The 18191-nt window shown below is 69.8% G+C and carries 11 protein-coding genes; 9 read left to right on the top strand and 2 right to left on the bottom strand.

Annotated features, from left to right (window positions below; all coding sequences use genetic code 11):
* Positions 1-55 precede the first annotated feature (55 nt).
* The 7 genes from ACWCQ1_RS39090 to ACWCQ1_RS39060 all read left to right on the top strand — a co-directional run bounded on the left by ACWCQ1_RS39090 (position 56) and on the right by ACWCQ1_RS39060 (position 10843).
* Positions 56-2185: a GDSL-type esterase/lipase family protein gene (locus tag ACWCQ1_RS39090; protein ID WP_451028507.1), complete on the top strand. Its 2130-nt coding sequence runs from the start codon at positions 56-58 to the stop codon at positions 2183-2185.
* 10 nt (positions 2186-2195) lie between these two features.
* A complete protein-coding gene (locus ACWCQ1_RS39085) occupies positions 2196-3626 on the top strand; it encodes an alpha-L-fucosidase (RefSeq protein ID WP_451028506.1) in 1431 nt (476 codons plus the stop codon).
* Between the two features lie 5 nt (positions 3627-3631).
* Positions 3632-4561: a hypothetical protein gene (locus tag ACWCQ1_RS39080; RefSeq protein WP_451028505.1), complete on the top strand. Its 930-nt coding sequence runs from the start codon at positions 3632-3634 to the stop codon at positions 4559-4561.
* Positions 4558-5454, top strand: coding sequence for a beta-glucosidase (locus tag ACWCQ1_RS39075; protein WP_133047716.1), 897 nt, complete (start codon positions 4558-4560; stop codon positions 5452-5454). Before ACWCQ1_RS39080 ends, ACWCQ1_RS39075 begins: the two co-directional genes overlap by 4 nt.
* 20 nt (positions 5455-5474) lie before the next feature.
* Positions 5475-8573 (top strand): alpha-N-acetylglucosaminidase, encoded by a 3099-nt coding sequence (locus ACWCQ1_RS39070; RefSeq protein ID WP_451028504.1) that lies wholly within the window; start codon positions 5475-5477, stop codon positions 8571-8573.
* A gap of 190 nt (positions 8574-8763) precedes the next feature.
* On the top strand, positions 8764-9483 hold the full coding sequence (locus ACWCQ1_RS39065) for a beta-glucanase (RefSeq protein WP_358605323.1): 720 nt from the start codon (positions 8764-8766) through the stop codon (positions 9481-9483).
* 85 nt (positions 9484-9568) lie between these two features.
* Entirely contained in the window at positions 9569-10843 is a 1275-nt protein-coding gene (locus ACWCQ1_RS39060; protein ID WP_451028503.1) for a cytochrome P450, read from the top strand.
* A gap of 58 nt (positions 10844-10901) precedes the next feature.
* On the opposite strand, the gene ACWCQ1_RS39055 is transcribed toward ACWCQ1_RS39060, so the two are convergent.
* On the bottom strand, positions 10902-11711 hold the full coding sequence (locus ACWCQ1_RS39055) for an SDR family NAD(P)-dependent oxidoreductase (RefSeq protein WP_358605317.1): 810 nt from the start codon (positions 11709-11711) through the stop codon (positions 10902-10904).
* Between the two features lie 243 nt (positions 11712-11954).
* Here ACWCQ1_RS39055 and ACWCQ1_RS39050 point away from each other — a divergent pair, with 243 nt between their 5' ends.
* Positions 11955-12593 (top strand): hypothetical protein, encoded by a 639-nt coding sequence (locus tag ACWCQ1_RS39050; RefSeq protein ID WP_133047712.1) that lies wholly within the window; start codon positions 11955-11957, stop codon positions 12591-12593.
* 92 nt (positions 12594-12685) lie between these two features.
* Here the strand turns inward: ACWCQ1_RS39050 and ACWCQ1_RS39045 are convergent, their stop codons facing one another.
* The gene (locus ACWCQ1_RS39045) at positions 12686-14950 is read right to left on the bottom strand and encodes a M4 family metallopeptidase (protein WP_133047711.1); all 2265 of its coding nucleotides are present in this window, start codon (positions 14948-14950) and stop codon (positions 12686-12688) included.
* 729 nt (positions 14951-15679) lie between these two features.
* Here ACWCQ1_RS39045 and ACWCQ1_RS39040 point away from each other — a divergent pair.
* A complete protein-coding gene (locus ACWCQ1_RS39040) occupies positions 15680-17578 on the top strand; it encodes a putative Ig domain-containing protein (protein ID WP_451028502.1) in 1899 nt (632 codons plus the stop codon).
* Positions 17579-18191: the final 613 nt, after the last annotated feature.

Here is an 18191-nt window from a genome sequence, read left to right as displayed (position 1 = left end):
GGCGGGACTGCATCCCAGGAACGCCGGACGACGGAAAGGACCCATGGTCGGACTGATGGGACACCGGCGAGGGCACCGACTTTTCGTGGCCTCGGTCGCCACCGTGGGCGCCGTACTTGCGGCCCTGCTGCCGGCGGCCTCGGCCGAGGCCGGGACCCGGCCGCAGGCGTGGACGGGGACGTGGGCGACCGCGCAGCACGCCTCGTACGACCCCGGCACCTCCGAGGTGACCGTGCGGATCCCGGTGCACGTCAGCACGGGCGGGACCACCGTGCGGATCCGGTTGACCAACGAGTTCACCGACCAGCCGGTGACGATCGGCCACGCGACCGTGGGCCGGCGGGCGGGTGGCTCGTCCGTGTCGGGTCCGCGCGATCTGACGTTCGGTGGGAAGGCGGCCGTGACGATCCCGGCCCACGGGCAGGCGGCAAGCGACGGGCTACGGATTCCCGTCGCGGCCCGTGGCGATCTGGTGGTGAGTCTGTACTTCCCCGGCAGGCTCACCCACATCAGCCAGCACTGGATGGGGCTGCAGACCGTCTACTGGACACCTGACGGCGGCGGCGACCACGCCGGGGACGCCGGTGGGGGTGCGTTCACCAGGACCGATTCCACCTTTCCCTTCCTCACCGGAGTCGACGTGCGGGGCGGTCGGGCGCAGGGCTCCGTCGTCGCGCTGGGCGACTCCATCACCGACGGGGCCGCCTCCACCTCGGACGCGAACCGGCGCTGGCCCGACTACCTCGCGGCTCGGCTCTCGGCCTGCACCTCGACCGCCGGGGTGCTGAACGAGGGCATCAGCGGCAACCGCATCACGGCCGGCACCGACGGCAACCCCTCGGCACTGGACCGGCTGCAGCGCGATGTGCTGTCCCAGCCGGGCGCGCGAACGGTGATCCTCTTCGAAGGCGTCAACGACCTCAGCTGGGGCGGCGCGACCGGCGACCAGGTGATCGCCGGCATGACGGAGATCGCCCGTAGAGCCCACGTCCGCGGGCTGCGGGTGATCGGCGCGACAGTCGTTCCGTACCGGGGCTGGGGCGACTACTGGACCGAGGCCAAGGAGGCCGACCGGCAGAAGGTCAACGCGTTCGTCCGCGACGCCGGCGTCTTCGACGGCTACGCCGACTTCGACAAGGCGGTACGGGATCCGGACGACGCCACCCGCTACGCCGCCGCCTTCGACTCGGGTGACCACCTGCACCCCAACGACGACGGGATGAAGGCGTTCGCCGACACGGTCGACCTCGCCGGCCTCGGCGTGGCCCGCGACTGCCCGTCGGCCCGCGTCCGGTTCAGCCCGCACCGTCCGAGTCTGCCGACCGGCCGCGCCACGGAGATCACCGCGACCGTCACCAACACCGGCCCCGGGGCGGTCACCCGGGTCACCACCGGGCTGCGTCTGCCGCACGGCTGGACCGCCGATGCGGAAGGGCCAACAGGCACCAACTCCCTTATTCCCGGCGGGCGTTACACCGTCACCTGGCGGGTCACCCCGTCCGCCGGCACGGCTTGGGGGCCGCACGACATCGGCGTAAGCACCTCCTTCCGGCAGGGCGGAAGGACTCGCCACGACACCGACACGGTGACCGCCGACGCCATCCCTGTGCCGTCCGCGGTCAAACCCCCGTACCGGACGTTCGCCACCGCCGAGGACGCCCAATACGCCCGGAACGGCAACCAGTTCGCGATCTGGGCGGGCGGTCAGGACCTCGCCGGCTGGAAGGACGAGAAGGCCGCCATCCATGTGCCGGACGCCGTGCCCGCCTCCGGCAGCGTCACCGCCCGGCTCATCGAGCAGACCGGCAGCGGACCCTCCGCCAAGGCCGGGATCGCCGTCGCCGACGACCTGACCGCCCCGGAGCATGGCGGCTACGCGGTGCTGACCATGTCCAGGAGCTACGGCGTGGAGTTCATGACCGACAGCGACGGCGACGGAAAGCTCGACACCTGGGCGGGCGGCGGCTCTTCGTACCACCCCGCCTGGCTCAGGCTCACGCGCGACGGCACCGCCTACACCGCGTACGCCAGCGCCGACGGCCACACCTGGCAGCGGATCGGAACCGCGACCGTGCCGTCCGCAGCCGGCGGTCTCGACGCGGGGATGGTCGCGAGCGCCGTCAACCTCGACCACCCCGGCCAGACCACCACAGCCGTCTTCGACTCCTTCTCGACCACCGACTGAGAGGTCCCCTGTGAACGTCAGCCGCAGACGCTTCCTCACCACCGCCACCGCCCTCGGCTCAGCGGTGCTCCTTGCCCCGCCCGGTGCCGCCCACGCCATCGGCGGCGGCATCCCCGACTACGGGCCCACGAAGGCATCCCTCGACACCCACCCCGTACCGCGCTGGTACAAGGACGCGAAGTTCGGCATCTTCGTCCACTGGGGCGTCTATTCGGTCCCCGCCGGCTCGGCCCGGCAGATGGCCGGCGAGTGGTACCTCTGGTACCAGAGCTTCGACACCGATCCCACCTGGAAGTACCACCGCGACACCTACGGGCAGGACTTCCTCTACGACGACTTCATCCCGCAGTTCAGGGCCGAGAACTACGAGCCGGACGCCTGGGTGCGGCTGTTCGAGCAGGCGGGTGCCGAGTACTTCACGCTGACCAGCAAGCACCACGACGGTTTCGCCCTGTGGCCGAGCAAGGTGACGGACCGTCATGCGGGCAAGTACGGACCGAGGCGGGACCTGGTCGGCGAGCTGATGGCGGCCGCCCGCCGACGCGGCACGGTACGGCCCGGCCTGTACTACTCGCTGGGCGAGTTCTTCAACCCCGCGCTGGGCCGGCCGATGAAGAACGCCTATACCGGCGCCGAGGTCCCGATGACCGGCTACAAACCCGTCGCGGACTACATCGGCGACTACGAACTGAAGCAGCTGTACGAGATCATCGACCGCTACGATCCGGAACTGCTCTGGGCGGACGGCCAGTGGTTCCGGCCGGTCGGGAATCCGCCGTGGCGCAGCGAGGAGCCCCTCGCCCATTACTACAACAGAGCCAAGAACCGCAGCCGCCCCAAGGGGGTCGTGGCCAACGACCGTTTCGACACGCACTTCGACTTCGCCACGTACGAACAGCGCACCAACCCCACGATGGACCCCCAGAAGTGGGAGTGCTGCATCACGATGGGCTACTCCTGGGGCTACAACAAGTTCGAGATCGAGGAGGACTACAAGACCTCCGAGTTCCTCATCCACCTGCTCGCCGACGTCACCAGCAAGAACGGCAACCTGCTGCTGAACATCGGGCCGAAGCCGGATGGCACCATTCCCGACGTCATGCAACGGCGGCTGCGGGACATCGGGGCGTGGCTGAAGGTGAACGGGCCCGCGGTGTACGGCTCGACGCCGTGGCTGCGGGCCGAGGAGGAGGGCAGCCCGCTCGGCATCCGGTACACGGTCAGCCCGGGCAAGTTCAACATCATCGTCCTCGGCGCCCCCAGCGGCACCCTCTCACTGCCCGCCGACATCCCCCACTCCGCGACCTCGCGGATCCGACTGCTCGGCCACAACCGCCCCCTGAAATGGACCCGTTCCGACGGCAAGGTCCACATCAGCGTGCCCGAGACGCTGCCCAGCGAGATCGCCAACACGTTCACCGTCGACTGGGAGCGGCGGTGAACGGCGTGAGCACACGAACGGACATCCTCGGTCCCACCCTCACCGTCACCACCCAACCGACCGAACCGACCGGCGGCGACGCCGTCACCGCCACCGCGGTCCTCGTCAACGACTGCCCATTCCCGTTGCGCGGCGCCGTCCTGTACCTGGTGGACCCGGGCGCGACGACAGCCGCACGCACCATCCCGCTCGGTGACCTGCGCCGCGGAGCCAGGATCACCCGCAGCTGGCGTACGTCGATGCCGGCCGACGTCGCCGGGGACGTCGCGTTCACCGCGCACCTGGTCTTCGACGTGGCCGGACGCAGCTGCGACTGCGCGCGGGCCGCGAAGACCGTCAGCGTGCCCTATGAGCCGAACGGCGTGCGCGACCCGTACCAGACGTTCGCCACCACCGACGACGCCCGGTTCGGCCAGTACGGCAGCCAGTTGGTGATCTGGGCGGGCGGCGCCGACCTGTCCGGCGGCCGTGACGAGAAGGGCGGCATCCGCTTTCCCAAGTCCGCCGCCGCATCAAGTGTCGTGCAGGTCAAGACGGTCAGTCTCACCGGGAGCGACAACCCCAGCGCCAAGTACGGGTTCGCCGTCGCCAACGACCTGACCGCTCCGGAGAAGGGCGGCTACGCAGTGCTCACCATGTCACAGTCCTACGGTGTGGAGTTCATGACCGACAGCGACGGCGACGGACACCTCGACACCTGGGCGGGCGGCGGCGCTTCCACCCACCCCGCCTGGCTGCGCCTGATCCGTTCCGGCACCACCTACACCGCGTACTCCACCACCAACGGCCTCGCCTGGAACGAGATCGCAAGCGTGACCGTGCCCTCCGCGACCGGCACCCTGGACGCCGGCGTGGTGGCCAGCGCGGTGAACCTCAACCATCCCGGCACGACGGTCCGGGCCGTGTTCGACCACTTCACCGTGGAGGAGTCTTGACCGCCTACCGCCCCGAGGAGGACTTCCTCCCACCCCCCGTCTCGCTCACCGTCACCCCGGCCGCCCCCGAACCGGGCAAGCCCGTGACCCTGACCGCCACACTCACCAACACCACCAGGATCGCGCTGCGCGGCACCACGCTCTATCTCGCCGTGAACGGCAGCGGGAAACAGGACAGCCTGGGCAGTCTCGCGCCCGGACGGTCGGTGACCCGCACCTGGCGGACCCGGCTCTCCGACGACGCCGAGGGCCTGATCTCCTTCACCGCCCACGCCCTGTTCGACGTGCACCGCCACGGCTCCGACTGCACACGCGCCACGTCCTCCGTCCTGCTGCCCTACCGCTCGCTGCACGGAGCCTTCGACAACGCGGGGATCGCCTCCGACAACGCCCTCACCGTCGCCGACATCGACGGCTCGCACTCCAGCCTGTCCGCCGAGGCGCTGGCGTCGGTCGGGCTGACCCCGGGCGCCTCGGTCACGTACGACGGCGTGACCTTCACCTGGCCCGACACCGCGCCCGGCAACCTCGACAACGTCGTCAGTGCCGGCCAGACCGTGCTGCTGTCCGGCTCCGGCTCCCGCCTGTCCTTCCTCGGCACCAGCACCTGGGGCGAGGGCAAGGGCGACGGCAAGGTCGTCTACGCCGACGGCACCGAACAGCCCTTCTCCGTCGCCGTCCAGGACTGGTACGGGTCGAGCTCGGCCGCCGCGGTCGTGGTCCCCTACCGCCACATCGCGACCGGCAGGGACGACAGCCCCGTCAGCCTGTTCACCTTCGGTGTCGACCTGGTGGCCCTCAAGGAGCTGCGCTCCCTGGTCCTGCCCAAGGTCAGCGACGGCCTCCAGTCGGGCGTCCCCGCCCTGCACATCTTCGCCATGACGGTCAACTGAGCCCTGCCGGAAGGACGTTCATGCACACCAACCGAGGCGACCTCGGCGTCACAGGTGTCACCCGCAGACGGGCTCTCACGGGCGCGGTCGCGCTGGGCGGCGCCGCACTGCTGGCCCGGCCGCAGGGCGCGTACGCGTCCGGCGGCACCCTGTTCGACATCGCTCCCGCCGCGGCGGCGCTGAAGCGGGTGCTGCCCGACCACCACCGGCAGATCACCCTGCGGGCCCTCGCCGACGACACCGACCGCTTCCGGATCACCGGCCGGGCCGGGCACATCACGGTGGAGGGCACCAGTACCGGGGTGCTGCTCGCCGGCCTGCACACCTACCTGCGGCGGACCGCGCACGCCTCCGTCTCCTGGACCGGCGAGCAGCTGAACCTGCCGCGCACCCTCCCTGCGCCCGCCGAGGAGATCACGGGTACGGCCGACGTGCCGCATCGCTTCGCCTTCAACGACACCAACGAGGGCTACACCGGCGCCTACCGCACCTGGGACGCCTGGCAGCACGAGCTGGACGTGCTCGCCCTGCACGGAGTCAACCGGGTCCTCGTGTACATCGGCGGCGACGCGGTGTACTACGACACCTTCCGCCGCTTCGGCTACTCCGACGCCGCGCTGCGCGGCTGGATCCCGTCCCCCGCCCACCAGCCCTGGTGGCTGCTGCAGAACATGTCCGGCTTCGGCGGACCGGTCTCCCGGCAGCTCATCGAGCGGCGGGCCGCGCTCGCCGAGAGGATCGTCGACCGGATTCGCGACCTGGGCATGACGCCGGTCCTGCCGGGCTACTACGGCACCGTTCCGGACGACTTCCCCGCACAGCACGGCGGGGACGCGGCGGTGGTGGCGCAGGGCACCTGGGGCGCATTCAAACGCCCCGACTGGCTCGACCCGCGCACCACGGCCTTCCGCGAGGTGGCCGCCGCCTTCTACCGCGCCCAGACGGAGCGGTTCGGTGACAGCACGATGTACAAGATGGACCTGCTGCACGAAGGCGGAAACCCCGGAGACGTGCCGGTGGGCGAGGCCGCGAGGGCCGTCGAGGCGGCGTTGCAGAAGGCCCACCCGGGGGCCGTGTGGGCGATCCTCGGCTGGCAGACCAATCCCTCCAGGGCGCTGCTCCACGGCGTCGACAGGAGCCGGATGCTGATCGTGGACGGTCTGTCGGACCGGTACACCACCGTCACCGACCGGGAGAGCGACTGGGGCGGCACGCCGTACGCCTTCGGCAGCATCTGGAACTTCGGCGGACACACGCCGATCGGCGCCAACGCCCCGGACTGGGTCGAGCAGTACCCCAAGTGGCGTGACAAGGAAGGCAGTTCGCTCGCCGGTATCGCGGCGATGCCGGAGGCGGCGGACAACAACGCACCCGCCCTGGCTCTGCTGACGGACCTCGCGTGGACACCGGGAACCGTCGACCTGGACGACTGGTTCGCCGTCTACGCCCTCTCCCGCTACGGCGGCCCAGACCGGCACGCGGCCGCCGCCTGGCAGACGATCCGCGACACCGCGTACAACATGTCACGCGCGGACTCCTGGAGCGAGGCCCCCGACGGCCTCTTCGGCGCCCGTCCGAGCCTGACGGCGAACAAGGCCGCCGCCTGGGGTCCGGAGAAGGACCGCTACGACACCACGGCCTTCGACGCCGCGCTCACCGAACTCCTCGCCGTACGTCCCGAGTTGCGGGCCAGCTCGGCCTACCGGTACGACGTCGTGGACGTGGCCCGGCAGGTCCTGTCCAACCGCAGCCGGGTGCTGCTGCCGCAGATCAAAGCCGCGCACGAGGCTGCAGACCGAACCCTCTTCGACAGGTTGACCAGGACCTGGCTGACCTGGATGGACCTCCTCGACGATCTGCTGGCCACCTCCCGCCCGCACCTGTTGGGGCGGTGGCTCGCCGACGCGCGCTCCTGGGGCGGCGACCGGGCCGAAAAGGACCGCCTCGAGTACGACGTCCGCTCCCTCCTCACCACGTGGGGCGGACGCGCCAGCAGCGAGGAGGGCCTGCACGACTACGCGAACCGGGAGTGGTCCGGGCTGGTCGGCGGCCTCTACCGCACCCGCTGGAAGACGTTCTTCGACGCGCTCGCCACGGGGAAGGACCCGTCGACGATCGACTGGTTCGCCCTGGAGGACCGCTGGGCGCACGCACACGAGACTCATCCGGCCGAACCTCAAGGTTCCCCATACGTCCTGGCCCGCCGCGTGCGCGACCTGCTCGCCGCCACTCCCCATCAGGCGGTCCTCGCCGCGGCGGCCGACCCGGCGGCGGTGGCCGAGGGCAGGCCCGCGACGGTGACGGTCACCTTCACCAACAGAAACGGGTTCACGGCCGTACGCGATGTGACCCTTTCCGTCGCCGTCCCCAAGGGCATGACCGCCAAGCCGCTCGATCCGGTGCGCACGCATTCGGTGACGTCCGGTGGCAGGTTCACCGCCCGCTTCGAGATCTCTCTGGCGGGCGAGCCCCCGCAACTGGTCGACAAGGTCGTCGCGGCGGCGGCGTACGCGGGCGGCGGGAAGGCGGTGGCGCCGGTACGCCTGCTGGCCGCGACCGGAGTCGAGGACCCGTACCGCACGGTCTCCTACAACGACGCTGTGTTCGGTCAGTCCGGGGACGAGATCGCCATCGAGGGCGCCGGGGCGGACCTGTGGGGCGCCACCAACGAGTTCGGGGCCGTGTACCGGGCGGGCGCCTGTCTCGACAACACCGTCGCCGAGGTCAGGGTCACCGCTCAGGATCCGACCGGGGGCTGGGCGCGGGCGGGCATCGTCGCCCGTAACGACCTGGCTGCTCAGGGAAGCGCGGGCTATGTGAACCTGGCGGTCACTCCGTCCAACGGGTGCGCGCTGAGCTGGGACACCGATGGCGACGGCCGGTTCGACTCGATCGAACTGTCCGGTTCCTTCACCGCGCCGGTGCGGCTGCGGCTGACCAGGTCCGGCGCCTCGTACCTCGGGGAGGCCAGCACGGACGGCGTCACCTGGACGACGGTGGGCACCGCCACGCCTTCGGGTGCGGCCGCCGCACAGGACATCGGAATCTTCATGACCGCGGCCAACGGCTGGACCGGCACACGGGGCATGGCCACCTTCGACGGCTTCAAGGTGACCTGACACCTACAACCAGGCATCAAGAAGGGCTCCCGCATTCGCGTCTCATCCACGAGTTCGACCCCACCGCACACGCCGTTCCCTCAGGAGGACGAAGAGGAAGCCCGGTCCGGTGACAACCGAGTGGCCAGGGGCCCGCACGGGCAGCACTCGGACGATCCCGCACCGCTTTCGACCACCACGGAGCACGCTCGTGAGCGATGTTGTCTTCACAGCCGATTTCACCTCGGAACGCCAGTGGGTCGCGGGGCGTTCCTGGGCCTATCCCGACGGTGGCCCGACGAACCCGGGCGACAACAAGCTGGACTACCTCACATCGGACCCGGCCTACTCCCGCACGGGAACGTTCCGCGCCACCCGCCGAACGGACGGCTGGTGGAACACCGGTCTGCTCACCACCGAGGGAAGCGAGGAAGGCTTCACCGTCCGAACCGGCGACCAGCTCAGGGCCAGGGTCTGTCTGCCCACCGGGCTGGGTGCGTGGCCGGCGATCTGGACCTGGTGGGACGGAGGCAACGAGGTCGACGTATTCGAGTACCACCCGGACAACCCGGACCTCTTGGAACTGTCCAACCACGTCCGGCAAGGGCAGAAGTACCTCCGAAGTCCCGCGGTACGTCCCGGCGCGACCATCGAACTACAGGTCACCTTCGGCTGCCGCGATGTGGTGTGGTCGCTCGACGGGACGCAGGTCTTCGCCGACGGACGGGGCGTAGGCGCTCGCTGGCGCGCCTACCTGATCGTCAACCTCTCTGTCTGCGCGGGCCGTTACCATCCGCCCCCCGAACCCACAGCCACCGAACTGTCCTTCCGCGTCGAGACCCTCACCGTGCACCGCCCCTCGATGCCCTCGGTGCCGCACCAGGCAGTCCTGGACGCCCGTAGCGAGTGGGAGGCAGGCGCCGAGTCCTGATGTGGCGAACAACGTCGGCTCCGCAGGGCAGGGCGTGTGTGCCGGCCGCGCGTGTCCCTGCCCCGGGCGTGGGCACCCGGTGGTCATGGATATGCCGACCTCACCCTTGATCGACCGTTCGCTGCCTGCTATCGCCAAGGGCTACACGTGGCTGCCCGGCCTGCTGCGCGACCGCCCCGACGGCGTGACCCGCACCCGGGTCATGGGCAAACCCGCGCTGGTCGTACGAGGACCCGAAGCGGTGCGGTTCTTCTACGACGAGGACAACGTGCGTCGCGGCGGCGCGCTGCCGGAGCCTGTGCTGAGCACCTTGTTCGGCCACGACGCAGTCCACACCCTCGACGGCGATGCCCACCGGGCCCGCAAGGGACTCTTCCTGCCGCTGCTCCACCCCGACCGGATCGCCGGCCTTGTCGAACAGGTGACCACCGCGTGGGACGAGGCCGTACGTGAATGGAGCGGGGCCGAACAGACCGTGCTGTTCGACGCCGCGAGCGGGGTGCTCACGCGCGGCGTGTGCCGCTGGGCAGGCGTTCCGCTCGACGAGGGCACCACGGAAGACACAGCGCATCTCGCGCGCGACCTGGTTGCCATGGTCGACGGTTTCGCCACCGCAGGGCCCCGGCACTGGCGGGCGCGGCGGGCACGGAGCCGTCAGGAGCAGCGTTTCGCCCGACTGGTCGACGACGTGCGCTCCGGCAGGGTCACCGCCCCTGACGGGTCGGTGCTCGCCGCGGTGTGCGAGCACCGTGAGGCCGACGGCGAGCCCCTGCACCCGCACACGGCCGCCGTTGAGCTGCTGAACGTCATCCACCCCACCGTGGCCGTCTGCTGGTTCGTCGCCTACACGGCGCACGCGCTGCACCTGCAGCCGAACCAGCGCGAACGGCTGCGCGGCGGCGACACCGCCTACACCGCCGCGTTCGTGCACGAGGTGCGCCGCTTCTACCCGTTCGTGCCCTGCCTCGGCGGCCTCGCCGTCCGTGACCTGTCCTGGCGGGACGTCTCGGTACCGGTCGGCGGGATGGTGGTGCTCGATGTCTTCGGCCAGAACCACGACGAGAAGTTGTGGAGCGACCCGTACGTCTTCCGCCCCGAGCGGTTCCTCGAGCACCCGGTCGAGCGTGACGAACTGATCCCACAGGGCGGTGGCGAGCCGCGTACCGGTCACCGCTGCCCCGGGGAGGGCCTTACCATCGGCCTGCTCGAAGCGCTCGCGCTCCGCCTGGCCGATCTTGAATTCACCGTCCCGGACCAGGACCTGAGGATCTCCCTGCGGCGCATCCCGGCGCGCGTGCGCAGTGGCTTCGTCGTACGGGACGTGCGGGTGCCGAGCGCGCATACGCTGACGACCGTGTGACACCCGGCGTTCTTCTCCGTTCGGTGCCCGGCGGTACGCGACGACGGCCGCTCTCACGTCATTCCGTCGGCTGCTCGGGGTCCTTGCCGGTTCCCGGTTCCGCCATCCGCCGGTGCGCCGCGGCCTTGACCCCGTCGGGCAGCACTTTCCCCGCCAGTTCCTGCGCCTTCGTCTTCAGCGAGCCGGCCACGGTCTTCTTCTCGCCCTTCACGATCGCCTCGACCGCCTGCTCGGCCACCGTGGCGGGATCGTCCTTCTTCATGGTGCCGATCCGGGTGTCGTCCGCCATGCCCGCCCTGCGGAAGAAGTCCGTGTCCGTCGGGCCCGGCATGAACGAGGTGACCGTCACACCGGTGTCCTTCACCTCCTCCGCCAACGCCTGGGCGAAGGACTGCACGAACGACTTGGACGCGTTGTACACCGGCTGGAAGGCACCGGGCATCGTCGACGCGACGGACGAGGTGAACGCGATCCGTCCCGCGCCGCGCTTCACCATGGCCCGAAGCAGTGGCTTGGCCAGCCGCACGGTGGCGGTGACGTTGAGATCGATGACCTCCTGGTCGTCGGTGAGATCGGTGTCCACGAACGCGCCGCCCTGGCCGACCCCGGCATTGAGGACGACGACGTCCACCGTCAGCCCGTCCAGCGCGTCCAGCAGCAGGTACCGGCCCTCGGCGGCCCTCAGATCGGCGCGCACCGCCCGGACTTCCGCGCCCGTCTCCCGCAGAGCCCGGGCGGCGGACTCCAGCCGTTCGTCTTCGGCGTTCACCACGAGGTCGTAGCCGTGCAGCGCGAACTGTCGTGCCAGCTCGAGGCCGATTCCACTGGATGCGCCCGTGACCAGGGCGAGGGGTCGTATGTCAGTCATACGCGCCGAGTAACCCACTCGACCGGTGGCAACCAGGTCGGCCAGGCTTCCGCTCTGCTGGCTTTCAGACATGTGATGGAGAACAATGCTCATTCCTTCCGTACCATCACTACGAGACAGCTGTGCGGCAGCAACGACGGCGAATCACGCGTCACCAGGCCGTGCAGCGTGCGCATGGGACACCGCACACGCTGCAAGCCTGCCGATCGGCGGCCGAGGCAACCGGGAAAAGGAGTGAGGACCATGTCCGAAACCAACGCTGTGACAACCGAGTTGACGACACAGTACGGAGCACAGGTAGCCGGTGACCTGGAGCGCAACCTCAAGGAGCAAGACCGTGTCCGCGAGGAGATCGAGGCTCTTCAGGAGCAGTTGGCCGCACTCCAGCACGACCACACCATCCTGGTGAACGTCCGGCAGGCCCTCGGACTTCCCAGCGCTCCCGCGCAACCGGAGCCTGAGCCAGCCACAGTGCCCGCGCCCCGCAAGAGGGCACCCGCGCCCGCATCACGCTCGGGCAGGCAGAGGCGGAGCGACAAGTCAGCCGGCAAGTCGGCCGCGCCGGCCGGCAAGCAGGCCCGTAAGCGGAGCACCGCCGCCTCGTCGGCCGGGCCGCGGGCCGTGCCCAAACTCGTCGACCTCGTCCGCGAACACCTGAACGCCCAGCACGAGCCCCGCTCCGCCGCCGAGATCTCCACCGAACTCGAACAACAGCACCCTGACCGGGAGATCAAGACCAAGATCGTGCGCCTCACCCTCGAAGGGCTCGTGGCCAAGAACCAGGCGCAGCGCACCAAGCAGGGCCGCTCGGTCTTCTACACCACCCCAGAAGCCACCCAGCCCGACCCGAAGGACGAAGCCGAGTCGGAACAGCCTGCCTGACGACTCCGCGGAACTTCACGGCTTCCCCGGATGTCTCCGTGCCGCTGCCCGGACCAACCAGCAGGTCCGGGCAGCGGTGTGTGGTTCCTGGGTCAGGGCGTCAGCTGCCAGCGGGCGATGTATCCGACGTCGATGGATGCCCGGTCCTGCACGCGCAGCTTCCACGTGCCGTTGAGCGACTGTGCGGAGGCGTCGACGGTGAAGGTCTGGTCGACGTTGTCCGCGGAGCCGCCGCTGCGGTTGAGCAGGGAGTAGACGGTGCCGTTCGGGCCGACCAGGTCGACGGTCAGGTCACCGCGGTAGGTGTGGACGATGTTGACGTAGACGGAGGTGGTCGCGGAGGCGTTGCCGTCGCGGCCGGTGATGGTCACCGGTGACTCCACCGCGGGTCCGTTGTCCGGGATGTCGACGCGGGTGGAGCTGGCGTAGACGTAGGCGATCCGCCAGCTGAAGGTCTTCGAGACGGACGCACCCGTGCTGTCGGTGACCTTGACGGTGACATCGCCGGTGCCGAGGGTGGTCGGCGTGCCGGTGATCAGACCGCTCGGGCTGATGCTCAGGCCGTCGGGCAGCCCGGTGGCCTCATAGGTCAGAGCGGCTCCGGAGTTGGTGGTGTAGGCGTCCAGTTGGAGGCTGACCGCCTGGCCGATACCGCTGGTCTGGTCGGCGATCGGAGCGAGGTTGACTCCGAGGGCGATGCGGTTGCCGACGTTGATCGCCGCCCAGGCGTCGGCGACGGCGAGGTAGGTCGGGCTGTAGGCGCCGTAGAGGTCGGCGGCGGCCGACAGGGTGGCGGTGCGGGCCCCGGCGTAGTTGGTGGTCGAGGTCATGTACGTCGTCAGGGCGCGATACCAGATGGCGGCGGCGTTCTGGATGCCGATGCCCGTGACCGACTGCCCGTCGTAGGTCGGACTGTCGTAGGAGACGCCGTTGACGGTCTTGGCGCCGCTGCCCTCGGAGAGCAGGTAGAAGAAGTGGTTGGCGGGGCCCGAGGAGTAGTGGACGTCCAGGCCGCCGAGGGAGGGACTCCAACTGTCGGCGGAGGCACCGTCCTTGGAGGGCTTGTCCATGTACCGCAGCGGGGTGCCGTCGCCGTTGATGTCGATCTTCTCGCCGACCAGGTAGTCGCCGGGGTCGGCCGGGAGGTTCTCGTAGAACTCCACGGCGGCGGCGAAGATGTCGGAGGTCGCCTCGTTGAGGCCGCCGGACTCGCCCGAGTAGTTCAGGCCCGCGGTGGCGGCGGTGACACCGTGGCTCATCTCGTGGGCCGCGACGTCCAGCGCGGTCAACGGGTGGGTGTTGCCCTCTCCGTCGCCGTAGGTCATGCAGAAGCAGGAGTCCTGCCAGAAAGCGTTGACGTAGTTGTTTCCGTAGTGGGCGCGGCTGTAGGCGGCGACGCCGTCATTCCGGATGCCGTTGCGGCCGAACGTGTCCTTGTAGAAGTCCCAGGTGGCCGCGGCACCGAACGCCACGTCGACGCCGGCGGTCTGGCGGTTCGACGGCAGGCCGTTGCCCCAGACATCGTTGTCGTCCGTGAACAGGGTGCCGGTGCCCGACGTGCCCTGGTTGAGGTCGTACGTCTTGTGTCCGGCGCGGTCCGGGTCGGTGAGCTGGTACGTCGATCCCGACTGGGTCGTGCCCAGCGGGACCGTGCCGACGTACTCGCCGGTGCCGGTGCCGGTGTCCACCTTCTCGTCGGCCAGGAGCTGTTTTCCGGTGGTGGCGTCGGTGACGACCTGCAACTCGCTGGGAGTACCGTCCCGTTGAACGCCTGCGACGACGCTCTCCCAGGCCAGGACGGGCTTTCCGGAGCCTGCCCAGATCACCAGGCGCGGCTTTCGCTCGATCTTCGAGCCCTTGACCCGGGCGTGCCCGGAGGCAGTCTCAGCCTTGTCGGCGGCGACGGCCGAACGGATCCGCGGGCTGAGCGAGGGCACGGTGAGGGCCGCCCGGCTCGCCTTGGTGACGGTGATTCGACCGCTGTTGTCGTGGACGACGAGATCGCCGCCGAGGACGGGCAGGCCGGCGTAGGTGCGCTCGTAACGGGTGTGCGTCGTGCCGTCGGCGTCCTTGATGACGTCCTTGACGCGGAGCTTCTCCTTGGCGCCGAGGCCTATGTGCCGTGCCGTGTCGACTGCCGCGGACTGGGCGGTCTTCAGCAGGGCGGCGCGGCGGGCGGGCGTCAGGGATGCCGGCAGGGCACCGGCGCGGGGCTTGGCGGTGATCTTCGCGGGGCCCGGGTCGGCCGGGGCAGCGGTGGCGAGGCCGGGGAGGGCCAGGGCGAGCAGGGACCCCAGGGAGGTGAGAGCCAGGGCGGCGCGTTTGCGCCGGGCAAAGCTCCGATCTTGCAGGGACAACGGGTTCTCCTTCGATATGACGGCCCGTGGTGGACCGCGGGCGGCACGGAGCGGCAGAGGACGCCGGTCTGGAAGCTGCACGGCATGCGGGTGGAAGGAGGTGGGGGGTGGAAGTGGTACTGCGGGTTCACCGCGTGGTGAATCTGTCAAGGAACGGTGAACGTCCTGCAGAAGGCTGACACCGCAGACCCGATACTGTCATGCGCCGGTCAAGCAAACGGCTGGAAATGGTCATGGAGATCTGGCAAATCGGAAGGGACGACGCCGGTTTTCGGCCGCGCGCCCCGCGTGCCGCCGAGGCGAAGACGAGCGCGTGAGGCCAGACCGGACCGTCGGACCCCGGCACGCAAACCTGCGTCCGAGGTCGGTCGCCGCTCCACCGGACTCCCTCGATCCGACCGTCCAGCACGCCCCTGAGGCAGGCGGCACCGACAGCTTGCCCTCGCCGACGTGGTCAAGGGCGACGTTGTGGGGAGCCACCCATGCGGCCCAGCAGATCAGGCGCCCGGCAGTGTCGATACGACTGCCTCGGCGGAGGCGGGCGGGGTTTCGTCGTCGACGACATTGTGTTGCAATGCCCATGCCATGCTGACAGGCCGAGGGGGGCTCATGGCACGCGGAGTGCGCACTGTCGTGTTCCTTGTACTGGTGCTGGTCACGGCGGTGTTGTCGCCACACCAGGCCGAATCGGATACCGGATCACCAACCCGATTACAGGCCGCCGGGTCCATGCGGGTGTGCCCGAACCCTGCCCCCGGCCACGTCTCGTGTCTCGCGTTCGTCCGGACGAGAACGGCGGGCGGGGCCACGACAGCGCGGGCGGCGGCCGCCGAGGACACGCCCTTCGGTTACGGCCCCGCCGATCTGCAGAACGCCTACAAGCTGCCCTCGGCCACGGCCGGCGCGGGCCGCACGGTGGCGGTGGTCGACGCCTACGACGACCCCAACGCCGCCGAGGACCTCTCCGCCTACCGCGCCCAGTACGGGCTGCCGCCGTGCACCGAGGCGTCCGGCTGCTTCACCAAGGTCGACCAACGAGGCGGGAACAGCTTCCCGGAGGCCGAGGACGAGTGGGCCATGGAGATCTCCCTCGACCTGGACATGGTCTCTGCCGCCTGCCCCAACTGCCGCATCCTGCTGGTGGAGTCGGACAGCAACAGCATCGAGGACCTCGGTACGGCCGTGAACACCGCCGTCGACAAGGGCGCGGGCTACGTGTCCAACAGCTACGGCGGCGACGAGGACCAGAGCGAACTCGCCGACGACACCGCGTACTTCCACCACCCCGGCGTCGTGGTGACCGCCGCCGCCGGCGACGACGACTACGGCACCGAATACCCCGCTGCCTCGCCCCTCGTGACGGCGGTCGGCGGCACCACACTTCTGCAGGACTCCAGCAGCCGAGGCTGGTCCGAAACCGTCTGGGGCGACTTCCTCAACTACACCGGCGGCACCGGCTCGGGCTGCTCCAGCCAGGAGCCCAAGCCCTCCTGGCAGTCCGATCCCGGCTGTCCACGCCGGATGCTGAACGACGTCTCCGCTGTCGCCGACCCCGACAACGGCGTCGCCATCTACGACAGCTACCAGGACGACTCCTCCGGCAACTGGTTCGTGGCCGGAGGCACAAGCGCCTCCTCGCCGCTGGTCGCCGCCGCCTACGCGCTGGCCGGCCCCCCGCGCCCCGGCTCCCTGCCCGCCTCCTACCCCTACGCCCACCCCGCCGCGCTCAACGACGTGACCTCCGGCGAGAACGGCTTCTGCGACGATGACACCGCGTACTTCTGCACTGCGGCGACGGGGTACGACGGCCCCACCGGGCTCGGCACGCCGGCCGGCGTGTCCGCCCTCTCCGGCGCGGTGACCACCGACGGCACCACCGTCACCGTGACCGTGCCCCCCGACCAGAACACCCGCACCGGCACTCCCGTGTCCCTCCAGGCACAGGGCAGCGACTCCGCCTCGGGGCGCACCCTCACCTACACCGCCTCGGGACTGCCTCCCGGAGTGTCACTCAACCCCACGACGGGCCTGATCTCCGGCACACCCACGACCTGGGGCACCTGGGGCGTCACCGTCACGGCGCAGGACTCCACCGGAGCGTTCGGCGCCGCCTCCTTCACCTGGCGGATCACCACCGCCGAAGGGTGCTACCCGGGCCAGATACTCGGCAATCCCGGCTTCGAACTGCCCGACTACCCACCCTGGACCGCACAGTCACCCTGGTTCCTCACCGACGCCACCACCGACATCCCCGCCCGCTCGGGCCACTACCTCAGCCTGTACGACCACCTGGCCGCCTCCCAGAAGGCCCGCACCCTGCGTCAGACCATCGCCATCCCCAGCGGCTGCCCAACCGTCACGCTCAGCTACTGGCTCCGTCCCGTCACCGAGCTCACGCCGACCGACGCCGCCAAAGACACCCTGCAGGTCCGCGTCCTGGACCAGGCCGGGACCGTCCTGGCCACCCTGGCCACCTACTCCAACAAAGACGCCTCCCAGACCTACCAGCAGCACACCCACGACCTCTCGGCATACGCCGGAAGAACCGTGACCCTCGCCTACACGGTCACCTCCAAAGCCGCGGCAACCGACTTCGCCCTGGACGACACCACCCTGACGGTGCGCTGAAAGACCAGTGGGAGGCCTGACGACGGCGGCGCCTTCAGCGATGACCGCGCCCGGGACGGCACGGTCTCCCTCCCTGCCGGGGGATCCGTTGGCGGCGACTGCGCTCTGTGTTGCGCGGCGCTGCGGGTCAGTCGGCCGCCGCGAGTCGGTTGAGAACTTCCCCTGGGGTGAAGCTCCAGCCGACGAGGCGCGGTCCGCTCCAGTTGATGCCAATCATGTATCCCCCTCGACCGGCGTCAGGCAGATCACGATCGCGCCACGCATCCAGGGACATGAATTCAACATGTAGGCCATGCCCCCAGATCTTCGCCGCCCTCTGAGCACGGGCCGCGGTCGACCAGTAGGGGAAGACTCCGCGTGCCGTCCGCGGATAGGGGAGCCGGACTCCCCTCGTCATCCCGAACAAACCAGACCACTCCGCTCTGGCGGGCTTCTCGGAAGAATGCTGCCGCTTGCGAACCACTCTGACTCATGCCAAGCGAGCCTAGTGCCCCCCGTCGCCCATTTCGTTAACGGTTCTAAGGGCTTGCCGGGAATCAACACGTCGGTTTGATCTTGGTTTTGTCGGGGTCGAGGAACCTGACGACGTCTTCCCGTGTGCGGAAACGGGCTG

This window comes from Streptomyces sp. NPDC002144 (assembly GCF_053593695.1).
Note: the sequence above shows the minus strand (reverse complement) of the source record. Positions and strands in the feature narration are given on the sequence as shown.